This is a genomic window from Pseudomonas sp. NPDC088322 (genome assembly GCF_044740745.1).
Lineage (GTDB): Bacteria > Pseudomonadota > Gammaproteobacteria > Pseudomonadales > Pseudomonadaceae > Aquipseudomonas > Aquipseudomonas shirazensis.
In genome coordinates this window covers 159,502-182,829 of record NZ_JBIURK010000005.1, presented here as the reverse complement: position 1 = coordinate 182,829, position 23,328 = coordinate 159,502, and the positions used below count along the sequence as shown (strand labels likewise).

Sequence of the window (23,328 nt, the reverse complement as noted above, 5' to 3'; positions counted from 1 at the left end):
GTCATGGAGACCTTTACCAATGTCCACCCGTAACCTGTTGCGTCATTCTTGCCTGCTGGCCCTGATCGCTGCCCCGCTTGCTGCCAGCGCTGCGCCAAGTACCGATCCGCTGTTCACTTTCGGCCTGCTCGGCAGCTACGACAAATTCAAGTTCGAAGGCGGTTCTGAATCGGAGACCGATCACCTCGGTCAAGGTGGCCTGTTCGCCAACTATGGCAACAAGATGACCGCCGAATCCGGTTTCATCTACCAGATTGGCGCGGACGCCAAGTATGGCAAGAAGAGCGACAACAAGCTCAAGGAGGCCAAGGTTGATCTGGACCTGGGCTGGCGTGCTGCGATGGACGCGCGCAACTTCCTCGACTTCACCGTGGGCGGTGGTTATGACTGGTCGCGCTTCGAACCGGAGCTCAACGAGCTGGATACCGAGCTGACCTACAAGTCGCCGTTCGCCAAGGCTGCCGTCGGCTACAACCACCAGTTCGATGCTTCGACGCTGCGCGTGGAAGTCGGTGCCCGCCGCACCCTCGACGGCCGCGCCAAGCTCAAGGTCGACGATTTCGGCAGCGACACCGTCGATATGAAAGACCGCACCAACCCTTATGCCGAAGTCAGCCTGCTGATGAACCAGCAGGGCGGTATGCCCATTTACGGCAGCGTCTACTACACCCGCACCGAGTACAAACTCGATGAAGAGTCGGATGCAGCCGACAATACCAAGCTCAAGCGTGATGAGTTCGGCGTGAAGGTAGGTCTGGCGTTCTGATTCAGCGCGTTAGCAGGGGGCCGCATAGCGGTCCCCGTTTACTACGCAGATACGCGGCTACTTGCCACGCCGCCGCGACACCCGCGCTTCAATGTTCATGCGCCCGATCAGCAGCGCAGGTTTCTCCACCACCGGCTCATCCGCCAGCCATTTGTACATCACCAGGCAATCCACCAGCCCCAGCCGGGCATGCCGGTAGGCCTTGGGCAGGCGGCCGACCTCATCGAAGCCAAGCTTGCGCCACAGCGCTACGGCAACCTCGTTACTCGCCACCACCGAATTGAACTGCAACGCCAGAAACCCTTCCTGACGGGCAAGCTTCTGCGAGTGCTCGCACATCAGCCTGGCCACGCCACGCCCGCGTGCAGCCGGGCAGACCATGTAACCACAATTGCCCACATGGGCGCCGGGTCCGGCGGCATTGGCTTTGAGGTAATACGAGCCAAGCAGCTCGCCGTCCTGCTCCGCCACCAGCGTATGCAGCGGTGCTTCCAGCCACAGTTGGCGCGCCTGCTCGAAGCTGATCTGCGGGTCGAAGGCGTAGGTTTCGCGGGCCTGGACGATGTTTTGCATAGTGGGCCAGAAGGCCTCGAAGTCGGCGGCGGTCATGGGGCGAATGTGGATCATGGCGGTACCTGCACGGGCTGAGCCGGCAAGTCTGGTGGTGCAGGCGCCGCCGCGCAAGTGCGGCGACGCCGACAGGCTTACTCGTCGGCTTTGCCCAGCGCATCCAGAGCTCGGGTCGAATAGACCAGCGCAGCTCCAGCGTTCATTGCCACGGCGACACCGAGCGCCTCGGCGATCTGCTCGCGGGTCGCGCCCTGCTTGAGGGCTTCCTTGGAGTGCACGGCAATGCAGCCGTCGCAGCGGGTGGTGACGGCAACCGCCAGCGAGATCAATTCGCGGGTCTTGGCATCCAGGTGGTTGGTCTTGGCCCCGGCGCCGCTGGCGGTCATGTAGCCCGCGACGGTGTCCGGTGAGAGTTGCTTGAGGTCGCCGATGCCAGCCATCAGCTGCTTACGGTAGGCGTCCCAGTCCATCATGCTCATTGTCTTCACCTTGTAGGGTTGCGGCAGGAGCTTTCAGGCTAGTCGAGTGGAGAGCGTTGGCGAGCGGGATAATAGTCGAAAGCGTGTTGCACTTAGGTAGCAAGCATTCAGCGCCGCCGGCATGACGGCGCCTTGCCAGGCTGCATCAGATGTAGATGAACACCAGCACCAGGGCCGCTACCACCAGCCACTTTTCCAGGTAATAGCGCATGCGGTTGCGTTTTTTCAACGCCTTGCCACGCTCGCGGATTTTGTAGATGCGGGTGAACAGGCGGTTGATTGCGCCAGTCTTGTCATTGGCGTTGTTGGGCGCTGCAGCCGCGGCCATCACCTTGCGGCTGAACCAGCGGTTGAAGGCGCTAGCCCAGCGGTACTTGAGCGGCCGCTCGACATCGCAAAAGAGGATGATGCGGTTGTGCTCGGTGGTGTTGGCGGCGTAGTGGATGTAAGTTTCGTCGAAAATCACCGCCTCGCCGTCGCGCCACGAGTATTTTTCGCCGTCGACATCGATATAGCAGCCATCGTCGTTCGGCGTGTCCAGGCCCAGGTGATAACGATAGGAGCCGGCATACGGGTCACGGTGGCGAACCAGCTTGGCGCCTGGGGGCAGGGTGGCGAACATGGCCGCCTTGACCGTACCGATGCCTTGCAGCAGCTCGGTGGTGCGCGGGCACAGGGTCATCGCCGACGGGTGGGTCTCGCCATACCACTTCAGGTAGAAGCGCTTCCAGCCGGTCTTGAAGAACGAATTGAAGCCGACGTCGTCATGGTTGTCGGACTTTTTGATTTCGCCAACGTGCAGCAGTTGCTGGGCTTCAGCGCGGATTTCCTGCCAGTTGTCCTTGAGTGGTTGCAGCTCAGGGAAGGCATCGACCGGCAGGTAGGGTTTGGCCGGCAGCCTGGAAAACAGGTAGAGGAAGCTGTTGATCGGCGCGAGGAAACTCGAATGATCGCCCAGCTGGCGCGTCAGTTTGTGGCGCACACGACCACGCAGATGCACATAGGCAATCGAGAGGACGAAGATTAGTACGAAAGCAATTTTCATCGACAAACACTTGTAGAGAATGGCCATGAGCCATGGCTAGAGCGCGCCAGCATAAACAAACCGCGTACGACTTTGTACTTATTGTTACATTTGATCGACGGTACTTTGGTGGCATTGCCTAGGTGTCGCGCAAACGTTTCCGCTAGGATTTTCGGCTCATCTCCGATCCGCGAGGCCGGTACACTCGACTGATCCGTTCATTAATCCGGAGCGAACATGGCCAAGGAAACGCGCCCCAGCGGCAGCCCGTTCAAGCGACTGTTTTTTGCCCTGCCAGTCAGTGATGACCAGCGCCGCAGCGTCGCTCAGTGGCGCCGTGAACTTGAGTTGCGCAGCGGCAAGCCAGTGCCCGCCGACAACTTCCATCTGACCCTGCTGTTTCTCGGGGATGTCGACAGTGCGCAGTTACCCGCTCTGTGCGCTGCGGTCGACCAGATCAAACGGCCGGTCGCGCCGTTACGCGTGCTGCTCGATCAATTGCAGGTGTGGCCACGGGCGCAAGCGCTGGTGTTGCAGGCAAGTGATGCGCCGCCCGCCCTGCGCCAGTTGGTGTACGCCCTGGAACAGGCCGCGCTGGGCCTGGGCATCGCCCGCAGCAGCCGTGAGTACCGCGCGCACCTGACCCTGGCGCGTGACTTTCAGGGGCAGGTGCCGGAGGCCAGCGTGGCGGCTGATTTTTACCTCAGTGCGCGGCACTTCACCTTGTACGAGTCACGCAAGGGCCGCTATTGGCCGTTGGCGCAGTGGCCGCTGGAGGTCTGAGAAGCGCTTCAGAACTGCGGCGTGTACTTGACCGAGAACATCAGATTGCGCGGCTCGCCATAGTTGTTGCTGCCGTTGAGCTGGTTGAAGCCGGCGACCCAGTATTTCTTGTCGAACAGGTTGTTGGCGTTCAGCGCAAGATTCACTTCTGGGCTCAGCTGATACGCCACCCGCGCGCTCCATACCGTGTAGCCGGGCACCTCGTAGCTGCGCTCGTAACCCAGGGTGTGGCTCTGGCTGGTGAAGCCCATGCCAGTGCTCCAGCGCTGGCCGTCGACTGGCAGCTGGTAATCGGCCCAGGTGCGCAACATGTGCTTGGGCGTCCACTGGCTGAAAGTGCGGCCTTCGTTTTCCGGGTCATCAAGAAACGTGGTGGTGTTGTAGGTGTAGCCGGCGAACAGCTGCAGGCCGCTGACCAGCTCGCCGCTGATCTCGGCTTCGACCCCCTGGCTGCGGACCTTGCCGGAGGCCATCGAGCAGTACCAGCCATCACATTCCTGGCCCGATGCGATATCGGTAACCGCGCGGTTTTCCTGGTCATAACGGAAGATCGCCAGCGAGGTGTTGACCCGGCCATCGAGCAACTCGCCTTTGAGGCCGGTCTCGTAGTTGCTGCCAACGATCGGCTTGAGTGGGGCATTGCCCAGGGCACGTTCGGTCTGCGGCACGAACACGTCGGTATAGCTGGCGTACCACGACCATTGCTCGGTGAGGTCATAGATGAAGCCGGCATACGGGGTGACCTCACCTGACTCGGTCATACGGCTGGTGGGGTAGCGCGTGCCCGGATCGGTCGGGTTGTTGAAGTCGATCGAGTCCCAGCTGTAGTCGAACCAGCTGACGCGGGTACCTGCAATCAGCGTCAGGTCCTGAACCGGCTTGACGCGCCAGACGCCGTACAGGCCCTTTTGCCGAACGTCGTAGCTGGCTTGGTTATGGCGACCAAAAGGACCGGCCAGCAGGCTGTCGCGGCTCGGTTCCGGGCGGTCATGATCGATGTCGAAGATGTTGCCGCTGCCGGCGTTGAATTTGCGCCAGTAGGCGTCATCCGAGGTCAGCTTGGCGTAGTTGCCGCCGACGGTGATTTCGTGCGCCACCGAGCCGGTATCGAAGTGGCCGACCACGTTCATATCCAGCCCCAGCTTGCTGGAGTGGAAGTCAGTGATCCAGTCGGCGTAGCTGACGCCATCGCCGTTGGCCTCCAGGCCTTCGCCGGACGTCTGCACGCGCTGATGGGTGGAGGTGTTGGTCTCGTCCATGCGCACGGCGGCAGTCTTGAATGTCCAGTCGTCGTTGAAGCGGTGCTCGAGGTCCAGGTAGTAGGTGGTGACGTCGGTTTCGGCGCGGCTCCAGCGTGCGCCGGTGAAGGTCGAGCGGGGTAGATCGACCGGCTTGCCGCTGGCGTAACGCGGGATACCGCGCAGCATCGGCCGAGACTGTTCGCGGCTGTAGCTGATACCTGCGCCAACCGTGGTGGCGTCGTTCAGGTCGATGTCCAGCGCGCCATACAGCGAGTGGGTTTTGCTCCATTGATAGTCGATGAAGCTGTCGCTCTGGTCTTCATCCAGCACCATCCGCCCGCGCACCTTGCCGTCGCTGGTCAACGGCCCGCCGGTATCCAGTTGCAGGCCATAGTGGTCCCAGGTGCCGGCCTTGCCGGTGATGGCCACGGTCGGCGCCGCCTGGCCGCGCTTGCGCACCAGGTTGATCGCACCACCCGGGCTGCCGGTGCCTTGCAGCAACCCAGAGGAGCCGCGCAGCACTTCAACGCGATCGAAGAACACCAGATCCTGGGTCGCCCAGTTGCCCAGCGAGTAGCTGTTGCGCTGGATCGGTACGCCGTCGTACTGCCAGTCATCGATCTGGAAACCGCGCGAAGTCACTACCATGCCCGGGCCGATACCCTGCGCGCCGACGATGCCGGTGGTGTGATTGAGCGCGTCCTTGAGGTCGGTGATGCCCTGGTCGTCCAACTGCTTACGGGTGATCACCGTGACCGACTGGGGAATCTCTCGCAGGGTATGGGTACCTTTGCCCAAGGTGACTGCGCGCGCGGCATAGGAGCCGCTGCCTTCGCTGGTGGCGTCGAGGTAGTTGTTATTGATGCTAGTCGCGCCCAGCTCCAGCGCGTCGCCGCCGACATTGGCCGGGGCCACGCTGAAATGGCCGCTGCCAGTCACCCGCAGTTTCAGGCCGCTGCCGCTCAGGGCGGTCTGCATGGCCTGTTCGGCGCTCATCTGGCCGACCACTGCTGGCGCCTGCTTGCCGCGCACCAGGTCTGGCTCCAGCGCGATAATGCTGCCGCTCTGGCTGGCGATGCGGTTGAGGGTGGCGGCCAGGCTTGCGGCCGGCAGGTTGAAGGTCAGGGTCTGCGCCTGAGCCAGGGCACTCAGGCTGCTCAGAGCGAGTACCAGGGGCAGGGCGCGGGGCCAGGTGTTGTGCACGGTGTTCTCCCGTTGAAAAGTGGCTGTCAGGAGATAGGTGCGACGAGAAATGAAAACCGGACACGGCTGCGAATGATTTTTAAAAATATTCTCACTAAGCCGGCACTGGGCCGATCAGGGTCAGCCACGGTGCGTAGTACTCGACCTTTATAGGCAAAGCTTCGGCGAGGGCGGCCAAGGCCTGTTGCGGCTGGTCCAGCGGGAACACACCCTGCACGCGCAGGCCGCGCACTGCCGGGGCCAGGCGAATGTAACCACGCTGGTAAGGGCGCAGCGCCTCGACCACGGCGTGCAGTGGCTCATCCAGGACCTCCAGCTTGCCGTCGACCCAGGCGGCGCGCTGCAGCTGCTCACCACTGAGTAGCTGAATGCCGTCAGCGCCAAGCAGCGCGGCCTGACCTTGCTGCAGGACTTGCTCCTGTCCATTCGGCAGGCTGGCGCGCACGCTGTGCTGCAGCACGGTAACCCGTGTTGTGGCTGGTTCCTGGCCGACCAGAAAACGCGTGCCCAGGGCCTGGATCTGACCTTGCGCGGCGCGCACCCGCAGCGGCCGCAGTGGGTCTTTGGCAACGTCGATCAACAGCTCGCCGTGACGCAGCACCACCAGCCGTTGCTCGCGATCAAAGCGCAGGTCAACCGCGCTGGCGCTGTTCATGCTGAGACGGCTGCCGTCTTCGAGGGTGAAGGTGCGGCGCTGGCCGCTAGCGGTGTGCAGATCAGCCATCCAGTCCTGCGCCGCGTCGCTGCGCCAGCCGGCCCACAGGCCGCCACCCAGCAACCCAAGCCCGGCGAGACTGCGCAGCACCTCGCGGCGTGTGCGCGTCGGTTGCAGCAGCAGTTGGCGGGCCTCACTGGCTTGCCCGGGCACGCGCTGATCCAGTGCTCTCAGCGCTGCGCACGGCCGACCCAGGCGTTGCTGTAACAGATCCCAGGCGTGTTGATGGCGCGGGTCTTGCGCCAGCCACTGGTCGACCCGGCGCAGCAGCGCTGGGTCCGGGCTAGCGGCATTGAGCTCGACCATCCAGTCGATGGCTTGCTCGGTCACGTTGTCCAGGCTGCGCGCACTCATGGCTGCAGCTCGCTCAGGTAGCACTGGCGCAGCGCCTGCTTCATGTAGCGGCTGACAGTGCGTTCGGACAGCTGCAATTTGGCCGCGATGTCGACGTAGCTCATGCCGTCGAGCTGACTGTAAAGGAATGTGCTCTTGACGATCGCGGGGAGGCCATCGAGCGCCTGGTCGATAGTCACCAGCGCCTCGATTAGCAGCAGTTGTTCTTCAACTGACGGCGCCACCTGCTCCGGCAGATGGCTCAGGCGTTCCAGGTAAGCCTGCTCAAGTTGACGGCGGCGGTGACGATCGAAAATCAGTCGACGGGCAATCGTCGACAGGTAGGCCCGCGGCTGCAGGATACTGTCTGGATCAACCCGCGCACCGAGCATCTGGCAAAACGCTTCGGCAGCCGTGTCTTCAGCATCGGCGCGGTTACGCAGGCGCTTGTGGATGTGTTGGAGCAGCCAGCGATGGTGATCGCTGAAAAAGAAGCCCAGCTTGCGGGTCGAGGTGCTGTCCAACGGTTGATATCCGATCGTGAGTGTGAATCGTTCTCAATGGTAGCTGGATCGGGAGAACTCCCGCAATGGCAGTGTGCTGACGTCTCACTGCCGTATCAGGGGGCAGAGAGGTCAGGCGCTTATCGCAACCTTGTCGAACAGCTTCTGCCCGATCGAGCGCGCGCTCGCCAGATGGGCAAGGCTCTGGCCGCTCTCGCTGTCATCCAGAAGCGCCGAGCCAAGCACCCGAGCACCGCAGTAATCAAAGATTCCATGCTCGATCTGAGTCGCCATGGCATGGCCGTAACCATGCCGAACGAACGTGCCCGCGTCGGCGCCAGCCAGGCCAACCAGCTGTACCGGGAGGCCGTTGAGCTTTTTGATCAGCCGCCCGTCTGGCAAATAATCGAAGGCCCAGCCGTTGCTGAATACCCGCTCGACCCAGCCCTTGAGCAAAGCTGGCATCGACCACCAATAAACGGGGTAGACCAGCACCAGAGCATCGGCGCGTTCAATCCGCGCCTGTTCGCGCAGGACATCAGCCGGGGCTGTCGCCAGGCGCCGATGTACGGCGTGGTCAGCAAGGCCAAAGCGCGGGTCGAATCGCTCAGTGGCCAGGTCAGCAAGGCTGCTGCTGTGGCCTGCGTCGGCAAGGCCCTCCGCGATCTGGGCGGCAAGCGCATGGGTAAGGGACTCAGGATCATGGTGGCCGATGACGATCAGTGCGTGCATGAAGTTTCTCCACAAAGGGCTGCGAGACGCCAGGTGTCGCTATATACTTTCGGTAAGTTACCGCAGGTAAGTTACTTTTGGTAGGTTGTGATGTCAAGTGAGCAAAATCCGCAGTCGCGCAAGCGCCTGTCGCGGGAGCAGCGCCGGAGCCAATTGCTGGAAGTGGCTCGGGAAATAGTCAGGCTGGAGGGCACCGATGCGCTCAGCCTCGGCCGGCTGGCACAGCAGTCCGGTGTGACCAAGCCAGTGGTCTACGACCATTTCGTATCGCGAAACGGCTTATTGGTTGCGCTCTATCAGGAATACGACGCGCGTCAGTCGACGATGCTGGATGCATTGCTGGCGAGCTGTGAACCGACGCTGGCGGATCGCGCACGGGTGATTGCCGCGGCGTATATCGATTGCGTGATCAGCCAGGGGCGGGAGATTCCCGGCGTCAGTGCAGCCTTGACCGGTTCGCCCGAGATGGAAGCGCTGAAAAACCAGTGCGAAGCGCCGTTTCTGGACAAATGCAGGCTCGCGCTGGCGCCGTTCGCGCCGAGTGGCGATATTGCTGCGGCAGGGTTGCGCGTGCTGGTGGGAGCGGCGGATGCCTTGTCGCAGGCCGCGGCAACCGGCGCGCTTGAACCAGAGCAGGCCAGGCAGGAGTTGCAGGCGACGATTGTCGACATGGTCCTGCGTCAGTAACGCTTTGCAGCGCGCTGCCTGGCTGAGCTGCTCAGACCGAAGCGGACAGATCGTTCAGGCTGCCCGGAGCAAAGCGTTGATAAGGCTGCTCATCTCCCGGGCTCTGGGCGAACTGGCGCTTGTACTCGCGGCTGAACTGCGAGGTGCTCTGATAACCGACCCGGTGCGCCGCCTGTGCCACGCCCAGGCCTTCGCCGATCAGCATCTGCTGCGCCTTGAGCAGGCGCAGACGCTTGAGGTACTGCATTGGCGCCATGTCGGTGCAGCGCTTGAAGTGCTCATGGAAGGTCGACACGCTCATGTTAGCGCAACTGGCCAAGGCTTCGACGCTGAGTGGCTCGGCGTAATGCTCGCGCAGATAAGCAAGCGAGGCAGCTACTCGGGCAAAGTGCCCTTGCTGCTCGACCAAGGCCCTCAGCACACCGGCCTGCGGCCCACGCAAAGCGGTGTAGAGCACTTCGCGCACCCGCGCCGGGCCCAGCACCTGGGCATCCAGCGGGTCCTGCAGGCACTGCAGCAGGCGCTCGACGCTATCGCGCATGGCCGCATCGAGTGCCGCCGAGGTCATCGACTGCGGGGTTTGCGCCTGCACACGGGCATCTGGCGCCAGCTGCATGCTCTGCACCAGTTCGCTGAGTACGCTGCGGTCGATGTCCACGGCCACGCCCAGCAGTGGCGCTTCGGCAGTCGCGAAGGTCTCGCACATGAACGGTACCGACAGCGCCTGCACCAGGTAATGACCGGCGCCGTACTCCAGGGTACGCGGCCCTAGCCTTGCCAGTTTGCTGCCCTGGGCGAGGATCATCAGGCTCGGTTCATAGATCTGCGGGCTGCTGGCGACGTAGTGATCCCAGCTGAGCACCTGCACCTGCGGCAGATGGGTGGGGACAAACCCCGGGCGCGTTGCCAGGCGGCGAATCAGGTCGCAGAGCGGGGCGTTGGCGTCGACATGGCGGGTAAGCTGCATAAAGGGCCTGGGCAGAGAATCAGACACTGGCATTCTCGCAGATTGATAGCCTGGCGCCATATCGGATGTAGCGGTTTCGGAGAATCAGGCAAGCATGCCGGAGAATTCACGGTGGTCTCGCTCGCCATCTGGCAGGAGAATGGCTGGCATTGAATCGTTTCACTTGAGAGGTCTTCGCCATGTATACCGCAATCGGTTATGCCGCCCAAACCCCGACCAGCCCGCTGCTGCCGATGAGCTTCGAGCGTCGCAGCCCGCGTGCCGATGACGTCGCCATCGAGATCCTTTATTGCGGCGTCTGCCACTCCGACATTCACCAGGCGCGCAACGAGTGGGGCATCGCTGTGTACCCGCTGATGCCGGGCCACGAAATCGTCGGCCGGGTGACGGCGGTCGGTGCCAACGTCAGCAAGCACAAAGTCGGCGACCTGGTCGGGGTTGGCTGCATGGTCGACTCGTGCCGCGAGTGCCAGGCCTGCGCCAAGGACCTCGAGCAGTACTGCCTGGCCGGCCCGACCATGACCTACGCGACCCCGGACCGGGTCGATGGCAGCAACACCATGGGCGGCTACTCCAACAGCATCGTCGTCAGCGAGCATTTCGTCCTGCGCATGCCGCAAGGGCTGGACCTGGCCAGCGCCGCGCCGCTGCTGTGCGCCGGCATCACCACCTACTCGCCGCTCAAGCACCACGGCGTCGGCCCTGGCCACAAGGTCGGCATTCTCGGCATGGGTGGCCTGGGCCACATGGGCATCAAGTTCGCCAAGGCACTGGGCGCTGAAGTGACCTTGTTCACCCGCTCCGCAGCCAAGGCTGAAGAAGCTCGCCGCCAGGGCGCCGATCACGTCATCGTGTCCAGCGATGCCGAGCAGATGCGCGCCGCCGCCGGGCGTTTCGACTTCCTGCTCGACACTATCCCAGTGCAGCACGACCTGAACCCCTACCTCGACACCCTGACTTTTGATGGCGTGCACATCCTGGTCGGCTTGATCGAGCCGGTCGAGCCACCACTGCATGCAGCCAACCTGGTGCTGAAGCGTCGCGTACTGGCCGGTTCGTTGATCGGTGGCATCGCCGAAACCCAGGAAATGCTCGACTTCAGCGCCGAGCATGGCATCACCTGTGACATCGAGATGCTCGATATCCGCAGCATCAACGAAGCGTTCGAGCGGGTGATCGCTGGCGATGTGAAATACCGCTTCGTCATCGACATGGCCACGCTGAAAGCCTGACTGGCAGGTGAAGGGTCACCAGGCCAGTGGCTTGTCCAGGCCCTTCCAGAACAGCCAGCGGCGTAGCTCGCCGTGCTCGCCAGTGCCGATCTGCCAGTCAGGTCGGCCGCTGTCGAGGGCGATCAGCGAGATGATGCCGGCATAGCTGGCGGCGACCAGGGTTTTGCCATCTGCGCTGATGTCCATGGCGCACAAGGTCGAGCCCAGGTAGTGCTGCCAGCGCTCCTGACCGTCTTCGCCAAATGCCCGCAGATAGCCGTGCGCATCACCCACGATGTACTCACCGGCGCGGGCTACGCCAGCGTAGATCCGCGCGCCATCCTCGACCAGCGGCGTGCGCGGGTCTTCGCTGTAGTAGTCGGTATTGAGCCCCGGCAGGTCAGCCGTGCGCACACCCAGGGTGTTGCCGTTGTAGAAATGGCAGGCATTCAGGATCAAATGGTCGCCGCGCTGATTGAACAAGGCAAAGTGTGGGTATTCACCGACGGGGCCGACTTCGGCGACCACCTGCAGTTGATCATCCAGCACCAGATGGCGCACGCCTTGTTCGCCGATGGCGAGCAGGCGGCCATCGGGCGAGACTGCGCCATGCTCCATCGACAGGCCCAGGGCGATATCGTCGGGGTCGATCCCTTCTGCCAGATCATCGAGAATCGTCTGCTGCTGCGGCAACAGGCGAGTCGCCCGTTCGCCGGTGAGCACAAATATCCCTTCGCCGCTGACCAGCAATACCCGCTGCCCATCCGGGAAGGGGATCAGCGCGCTCGGTGTGGGCGGCAAATCGAACGGTTCGAACGGATAGCCTCTGGGCAAACCTTCAAGGCCATGAGGCCAGGCCATCCGCGCCACCTGCGGGCCACCCCAGCCGTCAGTGACGCGGATACCCTCGGCGTTGGCCAGGGCGAAATAACGCCGCTGCGGGCAGCGGCCAAAGTGCTCGACGCCGATCACCGGGGTCACCGTGCGCCCATCGATGCGTACCACCTGGCCTTTTTCGTGAGGCATGCCAATCCGTGCCAGCAGGCTGCCGTCATCGAGCATGAGCACGCTGGCGATGCCTTGGCCGTGCTGCTCCAGCAGCGGTACCAGCGGCAGGTGGGCGGGCGGCCAGTCGCTGCGAAATGCGCGGCGTTGCTGCTCATCGACATAGGGCTGATTGATCGCCTGCAGCGCCGCCTGCCAGGCCGGCAGCAGGTGCTCGGTGGCAGGCGCGACCGGCTCCTCGAGGTTGTCCCAGCCCTGCGTGCGGCCTTGCGCGACGTAGTGGTTGATGGCCTTGGCATAGGCGATTACGGCCTGCTGCCATTGTTGCTGGGCGTGCTGCTTGTCCATGAACGGATCGGACTCCTTGTTCCGCGGTCTGTCTCTAGAGTGCACATGTTACTCCGCCTGCACTGCGGTTGTGAGGCCCTGGCTTGGCGCGTACCATGGCCGCCATCCTTGATACATATCTATCCGCACCTGCCGCATGCTTTCGCAGCGGGCTGGGTTGCGTGCTTGTCGTCTTTTTTCAGGAGCTGTAATTCCCATCCATGAATGGTCCGATCCCTACATCCATGCCCGCACCAGTGGGCGGCGGCAGTTGGCTCAGCGTCATTGCGTTGGCCCTGGCTGCGTTTATCTTCAATACCACCGAGTTCGTACCGGTGGCGCTGCTCAGTGACATCGGCCGCAGTTTCGACATGAGCACTGCGCAGGTCGGCCTGATGTTGACCATCTATGCCTGGATAGTCGCGCTGGCGTCGCTGCCGATGATGTTGCTGACGCGCAATATCGAGCGGCGCCGCCTGCTGCTGTGGGTGTTTCTGGTGTTCATCGTCAGCCACTTGCTGTCTTGGCTCGCGCAAAGTTTCACCATGCTGGTGCTCAGCCGTATCGGCATTGCCCTGTCGCATGCGGTGTTCTGGGCAATTACCGCTTCGCTGGCCGTGCGGGTGGCGCCAGCGGGCAAGCAGGCCAAGGCATTGGGCCTGCTCGCGACCGGTACCACCCTGGCGATGGTCCTGGGCATTCCGCTTGGCCGGGTGGTGGGCGAGGCGCTGGGCTGGCGGGTGACGTTCCTGAGCATCGCCGGCGTGGCGCTGGTGACCATGCTCTGCCTGATGAAGTCGCTGCCGTTGCTGCCGAGCCAGAACTCCGGCTCGCTGCGCAGCTTGCCGGTGTTGTTCAAGCGGCCGGCCTTGGTGATTACCTACCTGCTGGTGACCTTGCTGATCACCGCACAGTTCACCGCCTACAGCTATATCGAACCATTTGCCTTGCATGTCGCGCAGATCGGCGGCGATCGCACCACCTTGTTGTTGCTGCTGTTTGGCGGTGCCGGGGTGATTGGTTCGGTGCTGTTCAGCCGCTACAGCGAGCGTTTCCCGCAGCTGTTCCTGCTCGGTTCGATGGGGTGCCTGGCCGCTTGCCTGCTGCTGCTCTGGCCACTCTCGGGCAACTTCACTGTATTCGCCGTATTGAGCATGTTCTGGGGGGTGGCGATCCTTAGCTTCAGTCTGGCGTTGCAGTCCAAGACCCTCAAGCTGGCCTCGGACGCCACCGATGTGGCCATGGCGTTGTTCTCTGGCATCTACAACATCGGGATCGGCGGCGGCGCGTTGCTTGGCAGCATCGTCAGCGGCCAGTTGGGCGTGGCTTACATCGGCCTGGCTGGTGGTTCGGTGGCTTTGCTCGGCCTGATCCTGGCGCTGGTCAGCCTCAAGCGCTTGCGCGAGGCGCCTGCGCTCGGCTGAGCCGGCCGCTACAGCAGCAGCGCCGACCAGGCCGAGGCAATCAGCAAGCACGCCAGCAGCTGATTGAACCGGCGCAGGCGCTGCGGCGACTGCAACCAGCGGGCGCTACCAGCACCGAGCAGGGCCCAACTGGTCATGCTCGGCAGGGCCACCAGCAGCAGCACCAGCGCCAGCTGCCAGACCGGCTGGCCCGGCGCTGTATACACGCCGATCACCGCCACGGCCAGCAACCAGACCTTGGGGTTGATCAGTTGCAGCGACGCGGCACTGAGCGCGCCGAAGGGCTGTTGTTCGGCACTCTGGATCGGCTCGCCGGCACTGCGCAGCAACTGCCAGCCCAGCCACGTCAGCCAGATCACGCCGAGCCAGCTCATTACTTGCTGCGCCAGCGGATAGCGCAGCAGCACTTCGCCCAGGCCCAGGCCAACCGCCCAGACGATCGCCGCCGCAGCCGTGGAGGCCGCCACAATCGGCGCCACGCTGGCACGCAGCCCGGCACGGGCGCTATGGGCGAGGATCAGCACGTTGGTCGGCCCGGGGCTGATGCTGGTGACCAGCGCAAACAAGGTAAAGGGCAACAGGGACTGCAGCATCAACGGTAACTCCAGAGGGATGGAGCACCATGGTCGCTGCCGCCGCCGGGTCAGTCTGGAAGCTTTGAGCAGCGCCGCTGGTAGGCTGCTGGGGTCAGGCGATACGCCCGGCGGAACCAGCGGCCGAGGTGGCTTTGGTCGGCAAAGCCAAGCGCCGTGGCCACTGCAGCGGGGCTCTCGCCCAAGGCCAGCAGGCGCCGCGCCCGAGCCAGGCGCAGCTGAATCAGGTAGGCGTGCGGGGCCAGGCCGAAGGCCGCCTTGAACGCGCGACTCAGACGAAAACGATCGACCCCGCAGGCCTGGGCCAGCTCGACCAGGCCGATATCCTGATCGATATGCGCGTGCAGGTAGTCCCGCGCGCGCTGCGCAGTCAACGGCAGGCGTGGGTCGGGATTGAGCCGCTTGCGCCAGTGCAGGTGCTGGGTCAGGCAGGCGAGCATGTCGTCCATGGCCGTCTGGCGCACGATGCGCAGGTCCTGACTGTGCACGGCATCGAAGGCGCGCATGATCGCCCCGCTCAAGCGCACATCGTTGCACTGGGTATCGGCAAAACTGGGCAGGCTATTGGCCGGCGCTTGTTCGAACAAGCTCGGCAGCTCGGCCTGCAGCCAGTCTGGCTCCAGGTACAAGGTGAAGTAGGTGAAGCCGTCGGCAGTCGGCGCCAGGCCATCGTGGATCTCGCCAGGTTCGAGCAGAAATACCTGGCCGGGCGTACTCACATGGCGGGCGCGGCGGCAGTTGAACTGCTGCACGCCTTGCTCGGTGGCGCCGACCAGGTAGCTGTCATGCCAGTGCGGGTCGTAGGCGTGCCCGGTGAAATGCGCGCGCACCGACTCGATGCCGGTATCGGCGTCCTGGCTCAGATCAATCCAGTTGGTCATGGGCGGCAGCTGCTGGTGAGTGGGCCCACTACCTTAACCCACAAGGGCTGGTCAGGTTTAGAACGGATGTGCAGCAGGTTGCGCAGCATTTTCGTCATTGGCATGAAAGTGTTGCTGTATTTTCAGCGGTTTCTATTGGCTGCAACAGCGCTAAGATGCGCGTCGAATCCGCACACCTCAGGAGCTTTTCGATGGACACCGTTACCCTGGCCAAGCGCCGTTACACCACCAAAGCCTACGACGCCAGCCGCAGAATCCCGCAAGCGACCATCGATACCTTGCTCGAGCAATTGCGCCACAGCCCGTCTTCGGTCAATACCCAGCCTTGGCACTTTATCGTTGCCGACAGCGCTGAAGGCAAGGCGCGGATAGCCAAGAGCACCGAAGCGTTTGCCTACAACACCGCAAAGATTCGCGATGCCTCGCATGTGCTGGTATTTGCCGCGCGCACCGAAATGCCTGAAGCGCATCTGCAGGCCCTGCTGGAGCAGGAAGCCCGTGACGGCCGTTTTCACACCGAGCAGGCCAAGGCCGGCCAGGACCTGACCCGGCGCAGCTATGTCGACCTGCACCGCTTCGATCAGAAAGACCTGCAGCACTGGATGGAAAAACAAACCTACCTTGCCCTCGGCACTGCGCTGTTGGGCGCTGCCGCGCTGGAGCTGGATGCCACGCCGATCGAAGGTTTCGACAGCAAACTATTGGACGCCGAGCTTGGCCTGCGCGAGCGCGGCTTCACCAGTGTGGTGCTGCTCAGTCTGGGCTACCGCAGTGCCGACGACTTCAACGCTGGGCTGGGCAAGTCGCGCTTGCCGGCATCGAGTGTATTCACCTTCCTTTGACCTGCGGGTCCAGCACCGGTATCAGCTGTGCGCTGAGCGCTTCGACCAATGCGCTGACCTTGGGCAAATGGCGCCGATTACGGCGCCAGGCCAGGTGAATCGGCAGGCCCTCGCTGGCGAACTCTGGCAGCACTTCGACCAGGCTGCCCTCATCCAATTGGCGCTGAACCAGCCAGGTCGGTAACTGGGCGATGCCGTGGCCGGCCATGATCGCTAGCGCCTGGCCTTCGGCGTCACCGATGGCCAGGCGGCCGCTGATGCTTTTCAGTTGCGTCGCGCCTTGCCGGCCACTGGCGAAATGCAAGGGCGGCGTGCTGCCATCGGCGCAGGCGTACAGCACGCAACCAAGTGCCTGCAAGTCGCGCTCATCACGCGGCGTGCCGTGCTCGGCGAGGTAGCTGGGGGCGGCGCAGAACACCGTGCGCTGGCTGCCCAGATAGCGATGCTCGACACCAGCCGGCCACACCTGCGGGCCGCCAATGCGAACGATGACGTCGATGGCGTCCTCGAGCATGTCGACAAAGCGATCGGACAAAGTGATGTGCGGCTGCAGGCGCGGATGGCGCCGGGCGAAGTCGAGCACGGCGGGCAGCGCATGCAGGCGGCCGAAGCTTGCGGGCAGATCGACCCGCAGCGGCCCGCATGGCTCGTTCAGTTCATCATGCAGGGCCATCTCGGCTTCGGCGATCTCGGCCAGCACTCGGCTGCAGGTTCGCAAGTATGCAGCGCCGCTGTCGCTGAGCAGCAGGCGCCGGGTAGTGCGCTCGAACAGCCTGACCTGCAAGCGTTTCTCCAGGCGCGCCACACCCTTGCTGACGGCTGAGCTGGTCAGATTCATGCGCTCGGCGGCGGCGATGAAGCTACCTGCGTTGGCGACATTGACGAAGAAGTCGATGTCCTTGAGATGCTCGGCGACAGGCATGAAGGAGGGCCTTGATTGGTGAAAATGGTTCAGTAAATTACGGAAAATCTACCCGTAATAGGCGTGTAATTCCATATTAAGCTTCGCGGCTGAAAGTTTCCGAGCGATAGACGATGCAAAATTCTTCCCTGACTGCTCCTGCAGTCGCCGACTCCGGGCAGCGCACCGGGCTGTCCATTCTGTTGTTCGCGGTCGGCGGCTTTGCCCTGCTGACCACTGAATTCATCATCCTTGGTTTGCTGCCGGGGCTGGCCCGCGACTTGGGCCTGTCGATTGCAGCAGCGGGCCAGTTGGTGACCCTGTTTGCGGTGACTGTCATGCTGTTCGGGCCGTTTCTCACCGCCTGGTTGTCAGCCTATCCGCGCAAGACCCTGTTCATTGCCATCGTGCTGGTGTTTGCCGCCTCCAACGCACTCGCCGCAGTGGCGCCAAACGTCTGGGTGCTGGCGCTGGCACGGGTCGTCGGCGCACTGGCGTTGCCGGTGTATTGGGGTACCGCGAGCGAGAGTGCAGGGCAGTTGGCAGGGCCCGGCCGTGAGGGCTGGGCAGTGGCCAAGGTCTACCTGGGCATCACTGCGGCGTTTGTCTTCGGCATTCCGCTGGGCACCGTCGCCGCCGGGCTGGTCGGCTGGCGTGGCAGCTTCTGGCTGCTGGCCGGGTTGTGCCTGCTGGTCGCGCTGCTGATGTGGGCCTGGTTGCCGAAGTTGCCGCCCGCGCCGCAGCGGGCGCAAGGCGAACGGCAGACAGTGATCTTGCGTGACCGGCGCTTTATTGCCCATGTGCTGTTGTCGGTGCTGGTGTTTACCGCGATGTTCACCGCCTACACTTATCTGGCAGAAATCCTCGAACAGGTGGCGGGCGTGCCTGCGGCTCAGGTCGGTTGGTGGCTGATGGGCTTTGGTGTGGTCGGCATGCTTGGCAACAGCCTGGCCGGGCGCATCGTTGACCGTAGCCCGCTCGGGGCGACGGTACTGTTGCTTGTCATTCTCGCGACTGGCATGGGCGCGGTTGCTCCCGTGGTCGGCAATCCAGCGCTGCTGCTGATCGCCCTGGCGCTGTGGGGCGTTGCCTACACGGCGTTGTTCCCGGTGTGTCAGGTGCGCGTCATGCAAGCCGGCGCCAAGGCTCAGGCCCTGGCCGGCACATTGAACGTGTCTGCTGCAAACGGTGGCATCGCGGTCGGCGCTGCGCTGGGCGGGCTGGTGATTCAATGGTACGGCACTGCAGCGCTGGGCTACGTTGCCAGCGCGGTGGCTGGCTTGGCCGTATTGGCCACGCTGCTGTTGATGGCAGGCGCGAGGCCGCGCGCCTGAACATGTCGCGTGTGGTTACCAGAAGGTCGGCGCAGCGGTCGCCAGCACGCGGGTAAACACCTTGATTGCAGCATCCACATCAGTCTCTGTGGTGTAACGGCCTAGGCTGATGCGCACACTGCTGCGAGCTTGTTGATCGGTAAGGCCCAGCGCCAGCAGCACATGTGACGCAGCATTGCTGGCGGAGTTACAGGCTGAAGTCGTCGACAACGCCAACTCGCTGGCCAGCGCTGCGCTGTTGAAGCCTGGGGTGGCGATGCGCAGGTTCAGGGTGTTGGCGATGCGTTGCCGCGGGCAGCCATTGAGTGCGACACCCGGCAGCGCCAGCAGGCCGTTGAGCAGGCGTTCGCTGAGTTGATGGATGCGCTGTTGCTCGGCCTCGGCAGGTTCGCCTGCCAAGGCGAAGGCGCTGCCCATGCCGGCGATCTGGTGGGTCGCGAGGGTGCCCGAGCGCAGGCCGCCTTCATGGCCGCCACCATGCATCTGGGCACGCATCAGTGGCCGCGCTCGCGGGCCGACATACAGTGCACCGATGCCCTTCGGGCCGTAGACCTTGTGCGCTGAGAAGGACATCAGATCAACGGCCTGCTCGCGCAGATCGAGCGCGACCTTGCCGACTGCCTGGGCAGCGTCTACGTGCAGTATCGCGCCATGGGCACGAACGATCTCGCCAATCGCGGCATAGTCGGTGACGGTGCCCAGTTCGTTGTTGACCGCCATCAGCGACACCAGCCGCGTGTCGTCGTGCAGCGCCTGGCGAACCGCATCGGGCTGAATCAACCCGGCCTGATCGGGCATCAGGCGGGTCACTGCCCAGCCTTGACGCTCAAGCTCGGCCACCGTGTCGAGCACTGCCTTGTGTTCCAGCGCGCTGGTAAGCAGGTGCCCAGGCTTGTCGGCGCCATCGGCAATGCCTTTCAGGGCGAGGTTGTTGGACTCGGTGGCGCCTGAGGTCCAGACCAGCTCCTCTGGCTGCGCGCCAACCCGCTCGGCGACCTGCCGGCGGGCCTGCTCGACCACGGCACGTGCCGCCTGACCATAGGTGTGACCGCTGGAGGCAGGGTTGCCGAAGTTGGCGTGGTGGCCGAGGCAGGCGAGCATGGTTTCGATAACCCGCTCATCGACGGGGGTTGTGGCGGCGTAGTCAAAGTACAGTGGGGCGCTGGGCATGATGGACTGATCCGGGCATGTCGCCTGATGGTGGCGAACGTTTGCGACATGCTATCGGTCTACAGCCAAAAGCTTTTTCCCTTGTTTTCCCGCTAATCCCGGTCTGGTAGGAGAAAATTCTCCTAAAGCCTCTCAAAAAGGATCAAACATTTTTTCCTCTTCCACCACAACCCGCTCACACAGCTCGATGATCTGTTCGCGCATCCAGCGATTGGCTGGGTCCTGATCGGTGCTTTCATGCCAGTACAGGTGAGTTTCCAACGGCGGTACGTCAACCGGCAGTGGCAAGTGGCGCAGTTGATGACGGCGGGCGAAACGCTCTGGCACGGTCATTACCATGTCAGTCTGCTGCAACACCTGCGAGGCCATCAGGTAGTGTTGCGAGCGCAGCGCAACCTTGCGTTGCAGGCCCATCTTGCCCAGCGCCAGGTCGACATAACCCAGGCCGTTACGCCGGCTGGAGATATGGATGTGGCTCATGCCCAAGTACTGCTCCAGCGTCAGCTTGGCCTCGGCCAGTGGGTGGCCCTGACGCATTGCGCAGACGAAGCGGTCCTGCATCAGTTTGACGTGGCGCACCTGTGGGTCGGTGTTGAGCGGCGCATCGACGGCGAAATCGAGGCGGCCAGCGGCCAGCTCCTTGGTGGTTTCGCGGCGTTTGCACAGGAAGCTTTCGATCATCACCGCCGGTGCCAGCCGGCGCAGACGCTGGAACAGCGGCGGCAGCACTACCGCTTCGGTCAGGTCGGTCATGCTGATGCGGAAGGTCTTATTGGCTTGCTGCGGGTTGAAGATGCGGCTTTCCTGCACCGAAACCCGCAGCAGCGCCAGCGCGTTGCGTACCGGGCCGATGATGTTCTGCGCCATCGGCGTCGGCACCATGCCTTGGGCGGTGCGCACGAACAGCGGATCGTTGAAGGTCTCGCGCAGCCGCGACAATGCGTTGGACACCGCCGGCTGGGTAATGCCGACGATCTGCCCGGCGCGGGTCAGGTTGGCTTCGGTGTAGATCGCATCGAAGACGATGAACAGATTGAGGTCAACCTTGCTGAGATTCATTGGGCGCCGCTCGACGTAATGTTATGGTTGGATCATATATCGGTTATGAATGTTTATACACGCTGAAAATAGGCTAGGTGGATTGGCGCGCTTGTTCTAGGCTCAGGCCCATGTTCTTCATCCTGTGAAGGTAAGCCCGATGGATTTCGCCTATTCGCCCAAGGTTCAGGCCCTGCGAGAGCGCGTCACTGCGTTCATGGACCAGCATGTTTATCCTGCCGAAGCAGTGTTCGACCGCCAGGTTGCCGAGGGTGACCGCTGGCAGCCGACGGCGGTGATGGAAGAGCTCAAGGCCAAGGCTCGCGCCGAAGGCCTGTGGAACCTGTTTCTGCCCGACTCGGAATACGGCGCCGGCCTGAGCAACCTTGAATACGCACCTTTGGCGGAAATCATGGGACGCTCGCTGCTGGGGCCGGAGCCGTTCAACTGCTCGGCGCCCGATACCGGCAACATGGAAGTGCTGGTGCGCTACGCCAGCGAGGCGCAGAAACGTCAGTGGCTGGAGCCGCTGCTGCGCGGCGAGATTCGCTCGGCGTTCGCCATGACTGAGCCGGATGTTGCCTCATCCGACGCCACCAACATGGCGGCCACGGCCGTGCGTGATGGTGATCAGTGGCTCATCAACGGGCGCAAGTGGTGGACCTCCGGCGCCTGCGACCCGCGCTGCAAGGTGATGATCTTCATGGGCCTGTCCAACCCGGATGGCCAGCGCCATGAACAGCACTCGATGATTCTGGTACCCACCGACACGCCCGGGCTGAAGATCGTCCGGCCATTGCCGGTGTTCGGCTACGACGACGCCCCCCATGGCCACGCCGAAGTGCTGTTCGACAATGTGCGCGTGCCCTATGAAAACGTCCTGCTGGGCGAAGGCCGCGGCTTCGAGATTGCCCAGGGGCGGCTGGGGCCGGGGCGGATTCACCACTGCATGCGTTCGGTGGGCATGGCCGAGCGCGCGCTGGAATTGATGTGCCGGCGCTCGGTCGAGCGCACGGCTTTTGGCCGGCCCCTGGCGCGGCTTGGCGGCAACATCGACAAGATCGCCGACTCGCGTATGGAAATCGACATGGCCCGCCTGCTGACGCTGAAGGCGGCCTACATGATGGACACCGTTGGCAACAAGGTCGCCCGCAGCGAGATCGCGCAGATCAAGGTGGTCGCGCCCAATGTCGCGCTGAAAGTCATCGACCGGGCAATCCAGATCCATGGCGGGGCAGGGGTCAGCGCTGATTTCCCGCTGGCCTATATGTACGCCATGCAGCGCACCCTGCGCCTGGCGGACGGGCCGGACGAGGTGCATCGGGCCGCCATCGGCAAATATGAAATCGGCAAGTACGTGCCGGCGGAGTTACTGCGCATGGGCCGCTGAGGGTGGCGCGCTTGGGCAGCGCGCCGAACTTGCACTTGGCTAGCGGTTCCCCAGCGAGTCAGGATCTTCAGTGATCGTTCCCTCCTGAGTTGGGCGTGGTGTTGGCCGGTGATGAGCCACGGGGTCTGGTCCATGACCAGACTGGCCACCCGCTGTCGCGTCATTACGAGTCTTGAGCAGCGACAGTACGACCCCGCCCAGCAACAGTGCAAAGGTCACCCCCAGCGAGAGCAGCGCCGGCACCTTGCCGATCAGGCCGTGATAGAAAATCTTGCAGCCGATGAAGATCAACACCAGTGCCAGCGCGTACTTCAGATAGACGAACCGATGCATCAGGGCGGACAGCGCGAAGTACAGTGAGCGCAAGCCAAGGATGGCGAAGATGTTCGAGGTGTAGACAATGAACGGGTCTTGAGTAATGGCAAAGATCGCCGGCACGCTGTCGACGGCAAACACCAGGTCGGCCAGTTCGATCAACACCAGCGCCAGAAACAGCGGTGTGGCGTAACGCAGCGCTTTGCTTTCACCGGGCGGCGTCAGCCGGACAAAGAATTTTGCCCCGTGCACGTCGTCAGTGACGCGCATATGCCGGCGTACAAACCTCAGCACCGGGTTGTTGGCCAGGTCCGGTTGGCTATCCTCCTTGGACAAAGCCATTTTCACCCCGGTAAACAGCAGGAACGCGCCGAACAGGTAGAGCACCCAGGCAACGTTCTGCACCAGCGCAGCGCCAACGCCGATCATGATCGCGCGCAGCACCACCACCCCGAGGATGCCCCAGAACAATACGCGGTGCTGGTAGCGGCGTGGGATGGCGAAGTAGCTGAAGATCATCGCCATGACGAACACGTTGTCCATCGACAGCGATTGCTCGACCAGGAAGCCGGTGTAGAACTCCAGCGCCGACTGCGCGCCCAACTCGAACCAGACCCAGGCGCCGAACAGTACGCCCACGCTGAAATAGCCTGAATACAGCAGCAGGCTTTCACGCATTTCGATTTCGCGTTCTTTGCGGTGCAGGACGCCAAGGTCAAGCACCAGCAGCCCAACCACGATGACGACGAAAACCAGCCACAGCCAGGCGCTGGTACCGAGTACGGGAGTAGTGAGGTAGGTCTGTAGAGCTGTCATGAGCCCCTCCTTGATTGTCGACGTTGCATGGCAACAGTGATCCGACATGGCGGCGCGGCAGCCGTCAGAGGGGCCCGG

General features: G+C 63.1%; 23 protein-coding genes. 8 read left to right on the top strand and 15 right to left on the bottom strand.

What is annotated here, in order from left to right:
- Positions 1 to 19: 19 nt before the first annotated feature.
- Entirely contained in the window at positions 20 to 766 is a 747-nt protein-coding gene (locus ACIOAU_RS14420) for an outer membrane beta-barrel protein (RefSeq protein ID WP_401182770.1), read from the top strand.
- A 57-nt stretch (positions 767 to 823) separates the two neighbouring features.
- Here ACIOAU_RS14420 and ACIOAU_RS14415 read toward each other — a convergent pair whose 3' ends face one another.
- From ACIOAU_RS14415 to lpxO, 3 genes are all read right to left on the bottom strand, one after another.
- Positions 824 to 1,393 carry a GNAT family N-acetyltransferase gene (locus ACIOAU_RS14415; RefSeq protein ID WP_401182767.1) on the bottom strand — a complete coding sequence of 190 codons (570 nt, stop codon included), beginning with the start codon at positions 1,391 to 1,393 and terminating at the stop codon, positions 824 to 826.
- Between the two features lie 77 nt (positions 1,394 to 1,470).
- A complete protein-coding gene (locus ACIOAU_RS14410) occupies positions 1,471 to 1,815 on the bottom strand; it encodes a carboxymuconolactone decarboxylase family protein (protein WP_181089237.1) in 345 nt (114 codons plus the stop codon).
- 145 nt (positions 1,816 to 1,960) lie between these two features.
- Positions 1,961 to 2,860, bottom strand: a complete 900-nt coding sequence (gene lpxO, locus ACIOAU_RS14405; RefSeq protein WP_188036118.1) for a lipid A hydroxylase LpxO — start codon at positions 2,858 to 2,860, stop codon at positions 1,961 to 1,963.
- A 216-nt stretch (positions 2,861 to 3,076) separates the two neighbouring features.
- On the opposite strand from lpxO, the gene thpR reads away from it, so the two are divergent.
- Complete coding sequence (gene thpR, locus ACIOAU_RS14400; RefSeq protein ID WP_401182763.1) at positions 3,077 to 3,622, top strand: RNA 2',3'-cyclic phosphodiesterase; 546 nt, start codon at positions 3,077 to 3,079, stop codon at positions 3,620 to 3,622.
- An 8-nt stretch (positions 3,623 to 3,630) separates the two neighbouring features.
- Here thpR and ACIOAU_RS14395 read toward each other — a convergent pair whose 3' ends face one another.
- From ACIOAU_RS14395 to ACIOAU_RS14380, 4 genes are all read right to left on the bottom strand, one after another.
- Positions 3,631 to 6,066: a TonB-dependent siderophore receptor gene (locus tag ACIOAU_RS14395; protein ID WP_401182760.1), complete on the bottom strand. Its 2,436-nt coding sequence runs from the start codon at positions 6,064 to 6,066 to the stop codon at positions 3,631 to 3,633.
- Between the two features lie 94 nt (positions 6,067 to 6,160).
- The gene (locus tag ACIOAU_RS14390; protein WP_401182757.1) at positions 6,161 to 7,135 is read right to left on the bottom strand and encodes a FecR family protein; all 975 of its coding nucleotides are present in this window, start codon (positions 7,133 to 7,135) and stop codon (positions 6,161 to 6,163) included.
- Complete coding sequence (locus ACIOAU_RS14385; protein WP_150569071.1) at positions 7,132 to 7,638, bottom strand: sigma-70 family RNA polymerase sigma factor; 507 nt, start codon at positions 7,636 to 7,638, stop codon at positions 7,132 to 7,134. The genes ACIOAU_RS14390 and ACIOAU_RS14385 overlap by 4 nt, the downstream gene beginning before the upstream one ends.
- Before the next feature lie 111 nt (positions 7,639 to 7,749).
- On the bottom strand, positions 7,750 to 8,349 hold the full coding sequence (locus ACIOAU_RS14380; RefSeq protein WP_181089231.1) for an NAD(P)H-dependent oxidoreductase: 600 nt from the start codon (positions 8,347 to 8,349) through the stop codon (positions 7,750 to 7,752).
- Positions 8,350 to 8,439: 90 nt separating this feature from the next.
- On the opposite strand from ACIOAU_RS14380, the gene ACIOAU_RS14375 reads away from it, so the two are divergent.
- Positions 8,440 to 9,036 (top strand): TetR/AcrR family transcriptional regulator, encoded by a 597-nt coding sequence (locus ACIOAU_RS14375; protein WP_101319968.1) that lies wholly within the window; start codon positions 8,440 to 8,442, stop codon positions 9,034 to 9,036.
- 31 nt (positions 9,037 to 9,067) lie between these two features.
- On the opposite strand, the gene ACIOAU_RS14370 is transcribed toward ACIOAU_RS14375, so the two are convergent.
- Positions 9,068 to 10,003 (bottom strand): AraC family transcriptional regulator, encoded by a 936-nt coding sequence (locus tag ACIOAU_RS14370; RefSeq protein WP_101319965.1) that lies wholly within the window; start codon positions 10,001 to 10,003, stop codon positions 9,068 to 9,070.
- 179 nt (positions 10,004 to 10,182) lie between these two features.
- Between ACIOAU_RS14370 and ACIOAU_RS14365 the strand changes: the two genes are divergently transcribed.
- Entirely contained in the window at positions 10,183 to 11,235 is a 1,053-nt protein-coding gene (locus ACIOAU_RS14365; RefSeq protein ID WP_101319963.1) for an NAD(P)-dependent alcohol dehydrogenase, read from the top strand.
- 15 nt (positions 11,236 to 11,250) lie between these two features.
- Here the strand turns inward: ACIOAU_RS14365 and ACIOAU_RS14360 are convergent, their stop codons facing one another.
- Positions 11,251 to 12,567: a hypothetical protein gene (locus tag ACIOAU_RS14360; RefSeq protein ID WP_401182751.1), complete on the bottom strand. Its 1,317-nt coding sequence runs from the start codon at positions 12,565 to 12,567 to the stop codon at positions 11,251 to 11,253.
- Between the two features lie 200 nt (positions 12,568 to 12,767).
- Between ACIOAU_RS14360 and ACIOAU_RS14355 the strand changes: the two genes are divergently transcribed.
- On the top strand, positions 12,768 to 13,970 hold the full coding sequence (locus tag ACIOAU_RS14355) for a sugar transporter (RefSeq protein WP_150572425.1): 1,203 nt from the start codon (positions 12,768 to 12,770) through the stop codon (positions 13,968 to 13,970).
- An 8-nt stretch (positions 13,971 to 13,978) separates the two neighbouring features.
- Here ACIOAU_RS14355 and ACIOAU_RS14350 read toward each other — a convergent pair whose 3' ends face one another.
- A complete protein-coding gene (locus ACIOAU_RS14350) occupies positions 13,979 to 14,563 on the bottom strand; it encodes a LysE family translocator (RefSeq protein ID WP_101319955.1) in 585 nt (194 codons plus the stop codon).
- Between the two features lie 50 nt (positions 14,564 to 14,613).
- The gene (locus ACIOAU_RS14345) at positions 14,614 to 15,444 is read right to left on the bottom strand and encodes an AraC family transcriptional regulator (protein ID WP_101319953.1); all 831 of its coding nucleotides are present in this window, start codon (positions 15,442 to 15,444) and stop codon (positions 14,614 to 14,616) included.
- Positions 15,445 to 15,635: 191 nt separating this feature from the next.
- On the opposite strand from ACIOAU_RS14345, the gene nfsB reads away from it, so the two are divergent.
- A complete protein-coding gene (gene nfsB, locus ACIOAU_RS14340; protein ID WP_101319950.1) occupies positions 15,636 to 16,286 on the top strand; it encodes an oxygen-insensitive NAD(P)H nitroreductase in 651 nt (216 codons plus the stop codon).
- Here the strand turns inward: nfsB and ACIOAU_RS14335 are convergent.
- Positions 16,273 to 17,208 carry a LysR family transcriptional regulator gene (locus ACIOAU_RS14335; RefSeq protein ID WP_401182746.1) on the bottom strand — a complete coding sequence of 312 codons (936 nt, stop codon included), beginning with the start codon at positions 17,206 to 17,208 and terminating at the stop codon, positions 16,273 to 16,275. The two genes, nfsB and ACIOAU_RS14335, sit on opposite strands and share 14 nt — an antisense overlap.
- A gap of 113 nt (positions 17,209 to 17,321) precedes the next feature.
- Between ACIOAU_RS14335 and ACIOAU_RS14330 the strand changes: the two genes are divergently transcribed.
- Positions 17,322 to 18,521, top strand: a complete 1,200-nt coding sequence (locus tag ACIOAU_RS14330) for an MFS transporter (protein WP_101319945.1) — start codon at positions 17,322 to 17,324, stop codon at positions 18,519 to 18,521.
- Between the two features lie 15 nt (positions 18,522 to 18,536).
- On the opposite strand, the gene ACIOAU_RS14325 is transcribed toward ACIOAU_RS14330, so the two are convergent.
- Together ACIOAU_RS14325 and ACIOAU_RS14320 are read right to left on the bottom strand one after the other, a co-directional pair.
- Positions 18,537 to 19,691, bottom strand: a complete 1,155-nt coding sequence (locus ACIOAU_RS14325; protein ID WP_401182742.1) for a cysteine desulfurase family protein — start codon at positions 19,689 to 19,691, stop codon at positions 18,537 to 18,539.
- A 132-nt stretch (positions 19,692 to 19,823) separates the two neighbouring features.
- Positions 19,824 to 20,750 carry a LysR family transcriptional regulator gene (locus ACIOAU_RS14320; protein ID WP_401182739.1) on the bottom strand — a complete coding sequence of 309 codons (927 nt, stop codon included), beginning with the start codon at positions 20,748 to 20,750 and terminating at the stop codon, positions 19,824 to 19,826.
- A 139-nt stretch (positions 20,751 to 20,889) separates the two neighbouring features.
- On the opposite strand from ACIOAU_RS14320, the gene ACIOAU_RS14315 reads away from it, so the two are divergent.
- A complete protein-coding gene (locus ACIOAU_RS14315) occupies positions 20,890 to 22,119 on the top strand; it encodes an acyl-CoA dehydrogenase (protein ID WP_101319938.1) in 1,230 nt (409 codons plus the stop codon).
- Between the two features lie 39 nt (positions 22,120 to 22,158).
- Here the strand turns inward: ACIOAU_RS14315 and ACIOAU_RS14310 are convergent, their stop codons facing one another.
- Positions 22,159 to 23,250, bottom strand: coding sequence for a TerC family protein (locus ACIOAU_RS14310; protein WP_401182736.1), 1,092 nt, complete (start codon positions 23,248 to 23,250; stop codon positions 22,159 to 22,161).
- Between the last annotated feature and the right edge of the window lie 78 nt (positions 23,251 to 23,328).

Excerpts from the sequence above, each read along its gene's own strand:
- ACIOAU_RS14420 (WP_401182770.1), top strand. The coding sequence starts at position 20 with ATGTCCACCCGTAACCTGTTGCGTCATTCTTGCCTGCTGGCCCTGATC.
- ACIOAU_RS14415 (WP_401182767.1), bottom strand. The coding sequence starts at position 1,393 with ATGATCCACATTCGCCCCATGACCGCCGCCGACTTCGAGGCCTTCTGG.
- ACIOAU_RS14410 (WP_181089237.1), bottom strand. The coding sequence starts at position 1,815 with ATGAGCATGATGGACTGGGACGCCTACCGTAAGCAGCTGATGGCTGGC.
- lpxO (WP_188036118.1), bottom strand. The coding sequence starts at position 2,860 with ATGAAAATTGCTTTCGTACTAATCTTCGTCCTCTCGATTGCCTATGTG.
- thpR (WP_401182763.1), top strand. The coding sequence starts at position 3,077 with ATGGCCAAGGAAACGCGCCCCAGCGGCAGCCCGTTCAAGCGACTGTTT.
- ACIOAU_RS14390 (WP_401182757.1), bottom strand. The coding sequence starts at position 7,135 with ATGAGTGCGCGCAGCCTGGACAACGTGACCGAGCAAGCCATCGACTGG.
- ACIOAU_RS14380 (WP_181089231.1), bottom strand. The coding sequence starts at position 8,349 with ATGCACGCACTGATCGTCATCGGCCACCATGATCCTGAGTCCCTTACC.
- ACIOAU_RS14375 (WP_101319968.1), top strand. The coding sequence starts at position 8,440 with ATGTCAAGTGAGCAAAATCCGCAGTCGCGCAAGCGCCTGTCGCGGGAG.
- ACIOAU_RS14370 (WP_101319965.1), bottom strand. The coding sequence starts at position 10,003 with ATGCAGCTTACCCGCCATGTCGACGCCAACGCCCCGCTCTGCGACCTG.
- ACIOAU_RS14365 (WP_101319963.1), top strand. The coding sequence starts at position 10,183 with ATGTATACCGCAATCGGTTATGCCGCCCAAACCCCGACCAGCCCGCTG.
- ACIOAU_RS14360 (WP_401182751.1), bottom strand. The coding sequence starts at position 12,567 with ATGGACAAGCAGCACGCCCAGCAACAATGGCAGCAGGCCGTAATCGCC.
- ACIOAU_RS14355 (WP_150572425.1), top strand. The coding sequence starts at position 12,768 with ATGAATGGTCCGATCCCTACATCCATGCCCGCACCAGTGGGCGGCGGC.
- ACIOAU_RS14350 (WP_101319955.1), bottom strand. The coding sequence starts at position 14,563 with ATGCTGCAGTCCCTGTTGCCCTTTACCTTGTTTGCGCTGGTCACCAGC.
- ACIOAU_RS14345 (WP_101319953.1), bottom strand. The coding sequence starts at position 15,444 with ATGACCAACTGGATTGATCTGAGCCAGGACGCCGATACCGGCATCGAG.
- nfsB (WP_101319950.1), top strand. The coding sequence starts at position 15,636 with ATGGACACCGTTACCCTGGCCAAGCGCCGTTACACCACCAAAGCCTAC.
- ACIOAU_RS14335 (WP_401182746.1), bottom strand. The coding sequence starts at position 17,208 with ATGCCTGTCGCCGAGCATCTCAAGGACATCGACTTCTTCGTCAATGTC.
- ACIOAU_RS14330 (WP_101319945.1), top strand. The coding sequence starts at position 17,322 with ATGCAAAATTCTTCCCTGACTGCTCCTGCAGTCGCCGACTCCGGGCAG.
- ACIOAU_RS14325 (WP_401182742.1), bottom strand. The coding sequence starts at position 19,691 with ATGCCCAGCGCCCCACTGTACTTTGACTACGCCGCCACAACCCCCGTC.
- ACIOAU_RS14320 (WP_401182739.1), bottom strand. The coding sequence starts at position 20,750 with ATGAATCTCAGCAAGGTTGACCTCAATCTGTTCATCGTCTTCGATGCG.
- ACIOAU_RS14315 (WP_101319938.1), top strand. The coding sequence starts at position 20,890 with ATGGATTTCGCCTATTCGCCCAAGGTTCAGGCCCTGCGAGAGCGCGTC.
- ACIOAU_RS14310 (WP_401182736.1), bottom strand. The coding sequence starts at position 23,250 with ATGACAGCTCTACAGACCTACCTCACTACTCCCGTACTCGGTACCAGC.